The sequence below is a fragment of the Acidovorax sp. K2F genome, assembly GCF_025246485.1.
Lineage (GTDB): Bacteria > Pseudomonadota > Gammaproteobacteria > Burkholderiales > Burkholderiaceae_C > Acidovorax > Acidovorax delafieldii.
The window spans coordinates 1-3,009 of sequence record NZ_JAOBSQ010000080.1 but is presented as its reverse complement, the minus strand read 5'-3'; the positions used below and the strand labels follow the sequence as shown (position 1 = coordinate 3,009).

The 3,009-nt window shown below is 63.4% G+C and carries 4 protein-coding genes; all 4 read left to right on the top strand.

Going from position 1 to position 3,009, the window contains the following annotated elements:
- Window positions 1-115 precede the first annotated feature (115 nt).
- Window positions 116-466: an IS66-like element accessory protein TnpA gene (tnpA, locus tag N4G42_RS25250; protein ID WP_008903582.1), complete on the top strand. Its 351-nt coding sequence runs from the start codon at window positions 116-118 to the stop codon at window positions 464-466.
- Complete coding sequence (gene tnpB, locus N4G42_RS25245; protein ID WP_008903583.1) at window positions 463-810, top strand: IS66 family insertion sequence element accessory protein TnpB; 348 nt, start codon at window positions 463-465, stop codon at window positions 808-810. The genes tnpA and tnpB overlap by 4 nt, the downstream gene beginning before the upstream one ends.
- 63 nt (window positions 811-873) lie before the next feature.
- Window positions 874-2,445, top strand: a complete 1,572-nt coding sequence (gene tnpC, locus N4G42_RS25240; protein WP_034693102.1) for an IS66 family transposase — start codon at window positions 874-876, stop codon at window positions 2,443-2,445.
- The gene (locus N4G42_RS25235; protein WP_008903585.1) at window positions 2,442-2,963 is read left to right on the top strand and encodes a hypothetical protein; all 522 of its coding nucleotides are present in this window, start codon (window positions 2,442-2,444) and stop codon (window positions 2,961-2,963) included. Before tnpC ends, N4G42_RS25235 begins: the two co-directional genes overlap by 4 nt.
- Window positions 2,964-3,009: the final 46 nt, after the last annotated feature.

The window sequence follows — 3,009 nt, the reverse complement described above, 5'->3', positions numbered from 1 at the left end:
GTAAGCGTGGCCCCAAGGCCCTTCTTGTGAGGAGCGGAGGGTCAATGCAGGATATGTCCATATGCAAGACAGTGGACACACCCCAGAGTGGAACGGCCCGACGGTGGAGCGAGTCATGCGCAACGGCAAGCGCATCTACGTCTCGGCCTTCAAGGCCTGGCTGGTGGAGCAAGCGCTCAAGCCAGAGGTTTCGGTTGCCGGCCTGGCACTTCGCCACGGTGTCAACGCCAACCAGCTTCGCAGCTGGATGAAACTCGAGCACTGGCAGTCCTCACCTCATACGTTGTTGCCGGTCACGGTCGTCGCAGACGCTCGGCCAGCTGAGGTGGTGGCCACCACAAACGCTCGTCAGCCAACCCAACCCAAGGGGGTGATGGAGATTGAGGTGGGCGGCACTGTCATCCGTCTGCGCGGCCCAGTGGATACCGAGCAACTCAAGGCGGTGCTGGCCGTGGTGCGCGCATGATCGGTTTGCCAGCGAACACGCGGGTGTGGATCGTGGCCGGCCACACCGACATGCGCAAAGGCTTCGACGGTTTGGCGGCAATGGTCCAAGGAGCTTTGAGCGAGAACCCGTTCAGTGGCCACGTCTTTGTCTTTCGCGGCCGGCGCGGCGACATCCTCAAAGTGCTGTGGTTTGATGGCCAAGGTTTGCTGCTGCTGAGCAAGCGGCTCGAACGCGGCCGCTTTGTCTGGCCGCAAGCTGCATCCGGCGGCGTGTCTCTGACCTCAGCCCAACTCTCGATGCTGCTTGAAGGCATCGACTGGCGCATGCCGGCGCGCACGCACCGTCCCGATCTGGCGGCGTAAAGCTTGGCAGTTGCGGGTCATTCCCGATGAGGTGAGACAGCAGAGTTGGGCATACTCAAAACCGTGCCGACGCCCCATCAACCGCCCCAGAACATCGACGAATTGCTGCGCATCATCGCGGCGCGCGACAGCGAGGTGGCCCTGCTCAAGTTGATGGTCGACAAACTCAAATTGCAACTGCTGCGCCGGGTTCGCTCCGAATTCGGTACCTCCAGCGAACAGTGGTCGGCGCAGATGCCTTTGATCGATGGTGGCGAGACCGCGATGGTCACTCGAGCCAAGGCCGCATCTGCACCGGCCCCCGCCAATGACCCGCAGATCGACCGCAGTCTGCCCGCGCACCTGCCGCGCGATGTTCGGGAGCACCTGCCCGAGATCAGCGACACGCACCAGGACACAAATGGCCAGTCCTGCGGGTGCACCGCTTGTGGCGCTCGACTGCGTAAGATAGGACAGGATGTCTCCGAACAACTGGAGTACGTGCCTGCCCACTTCAAGGTGATCCGGCATGTGCGTCCCAAGCTGGCCTGCGTGGCGTGCCATGCCATCTTCCAGGCCAGCGCACCCAGCCGCCCCATAGCGCGCGGACTGGCCGGTGCCGGCCTGCTGGCCCATGTGCTGGTGTCCAAGTACTGTGACCATTTGCCTCTCTACCGCCAAAGCGGCATTTACGCCCGCAGCGGTGTTGAGCTGGACCGCTCAACGCTGGCCGGCTGGGTTGACCAGGCCGGTCAATTGCTTGATCCCCTGGTGGCCGCACTGGGGCGCTACACCCTGGCGGCTGCCAAGATTCATGCCGACGACACCCCCGTGCCGGTGCTGCAGCCCGGGCGCGGCAAGACCAAGACGGGGCGCTTGTGGGTGTACGTCAGAGATGACCGTCCGATCGGCTCAAGTGCGCCACCGTCGGCCTGGTACCAGTACACCCCAGATCGCAAAGGCGAGCATCCAGAGCGCCACTTGAAGAAATATCGCGGCATTCTCCAGGCGGATGCCTATGGCGGCTGGGGCAAGCTGTACGCCTCAGGACAGATCACCGAGGCAGCATGCTGGGCGCACGCGCGCCGACCGTGGTGGGACCTGTACCTGAGCAGCGGCAAAGACGAGACGTCTATCGCAGCACAGGCGCTCAGACGCATTGCCGATCTGTATGCCATCGAGCGTGACATTCGGGGAAAGCCTCCCGACATTCGACAGGCCCAACGCCAGGCGCGTGCCGGGCCGCTGCTGCAGGAGATGCACGTCTGGTTGAGCCAGTTGGTTGGTCGGGTGTCGGCCAAATCGGAGTTGGCCAAAGCCATTGGCTATAGCCTGACACGCTGGCAGGCTCTGACGCGGTATTGCCAAGATGGGCGCATCGAGATGGACAACAACGCAGCAGAGCGGGCATTGCGCGGGGTGGCTTTGGGACGGGGCAACTACCTGTTCATGGGATCGGATGCCGGCGGCGAGCAAGCGGCGGCGATCTACAGCCTGGTGCAAACCGCCAAACTCAACGGGATTGACCCCGAGGCCTACTTGCGGGAGGTGCTCGGCCGCATAGCCGACCACCCCATCAACCGCATTGATGAGTTGCTGCCCTGGAACCTGATGCGGCAGTCCCGTCAGGCGGATCAACAACGCAAGGCGGCATGAGCGTGTCTGGCATTGACCCGCGGGTGCTGGACGCCCTGCAGAACGCAAGCAGCCTGGAGCTGTTCCAGCTCAGCACGCTGATCGAGCGGCTGCTGGCCGACCCACGCCGCATCATTGCCGTGCGCAAGGACATGAACCTGGGTCAAACCGTGCGCTTTGTGGACTGGCGCGATGGCAGTCTGCGAGAAGGCAAGGTGGTGGCCATGCGTGACACGCAGGTCACGTTGCAAGACCTGCGCGAGCGCAAAGAGTGGAAGTTGCCTTACGCCGCGATCGAACCGCCCTTGCCCGATCCTGCAACACGCCCTCAAGCTGTGGCGCCAGAGCCGCCGGCCGCCCCCCGACCGACGCGCAACGACTTTCGCTGCGGCGAGAAGGTCGCCTTTGAGGACAAGTACCTGCAGACCGTGGTGGGCACCATCGTGCGCATCAACAGCCGCACTGCAACCATCGACCCCGGTGATGGCACGCAGTGGCGCGTAGGCTTCGGCTTGCTGCGACACATCCTGGACGTCTGACTATCCCATAAGGACCTCGTCAAGAGGGTGCTGAGCTGACGCTTAC

What these genes read in the sequence shown, in the direction of transcription:
- N4G42_RS25235 (WP_008903585.1), top strand. Translation starts at nt 2,442, where the DNA reads ATGAGCGTGTCTGGCATTGACCCGCGGGTGCTGGACGCCCTGCAGAAC.
- tnpB (WP_008903583.1), top strand. Translation starts at nt 463, where the DNA reads ATGATCGGTTTGCCAGCGAACACGCGGGTGTGGATCGTGGCCGGCCAC.
- tnpA (WP_008903582.1), top strand. Translation starts at nt 116, where the DNA reads ATGCGCAACGGCAAGCGCATCTACGTCTCGGCCTTCAAGGCCTGGCTG.